The following is a 944-nucleotide window of genomic DNA, read 5'->3' on the forward strand; positions in this document are numbered from 1 at the left end:
TACTTGTGCCGATGATCATCTCGGAACTTCTGGTCGGCGGCCTGATCGGCGCCATGACCAGGCTCTACATGGAAGCCCTGCGCTTCATGGGCTCGGCCATCGCCATGCTGGTCGGTTATGGCGGCACCGGCGGACCGGCGATCGAGGAGCCCGAACCCCAGGCAGCCCTTGCCGCAATCATCTCGTTCTCGGCGCTGTTGATGCTGTTCGTCTTCGATTTCGACCACGAGATAATACGCGCGCTGGTTTCCTCCTACACGGTCGCGCCGGTCAACGTCTTCTTCAACCCGCAGGCCGCCCTCGTCGATGTCACCGACACGGTGTCGGACACGTTCTTCCTGGTCATCCGCCTCGGCAGCCCGTTCGTCGCCTATGCTATTCTCGTCAATCTGACGATCGGCTTCGTCAACAAGCTGACGCCGCAGATCCCGATCTATTTCATCTCCCAGCCCTTCATCATCGCCGGCGGCATGATCATCTTCTATTTCGCCGTCGGCACCATGCTGTCGCTGTTCGTCGACGGCTTCGTCGATCTGACATTGGCGAGATAGAAATGAGCACGCGCAAGGACCGCCTCAAGAAGCTGGTCAAGGTTCAGGAACAGCTGAAGGCGCTGCACGAAACCCGCCACGCCACCTTCCTTGCGGCGGCCAGTGCCGCCGAGGCCGAGGCCAAGGAACTGGTCGGCCATTTCGACCAGGCCGATTCGCTCTCCGCCCTGTTTCCCGATCTCTACCATCGCCGCATTGCCCAGGCGGTGGTGCGCCAGGAAGCGAACCTGGCGAGCGCCAGGCAGGAAGCCAGCCTCATCGCCGCGGCGACCGCCCGCACCAACATGGTCGAGCGCGCCTACAAGGACGTACGCAACCGCGACGAACGCGAACGCTCCGACCGCGAGCGGCTGGACCTGATCACGCAGAAGCGGACGCAGGAGTAGTTGGGAG

At 62.5% G+C, this 944-nt stretch carries 2 protein-coding genes; both read left to right on the plus strand.

Annotation, left to right across the window (positions count from 1 at the left end; all coding sequences use genetic code 11):
* A partial coding sequence (gene fliR, locus EN984_RS36045; RefSeq protein WP_127384427.1) for a flagellar biosynthetic protein FliR occupies nucleotides 1-551 on the plus strand: 551 nt, incomplete at its 5' end.
* Between the two features lie 2 nt (nucleotides 552-553).
* Entirely contained in the window at nucleotides 554-937 is a 384-nt protein-coding gene (locus EN984_RS36050; RefSeq protein WP_127271285.1) for a hypothetical protein, read from the plus strand.
* The last annotated feature ends 7 nt before the right edge of the window (nucleotides 938-944 follow it).

The sequence above is a fragment of the Mesorhizobium sp. M7A.F.Ca.CA.004.12.1.1 genome, assembly GCF_003997835.1.
Lineage (GTDB): Bacteria > Pseudomonadota > Alphaproteobacteria > Rhizobiales > Rhizobiaceae > Mesorhizobium.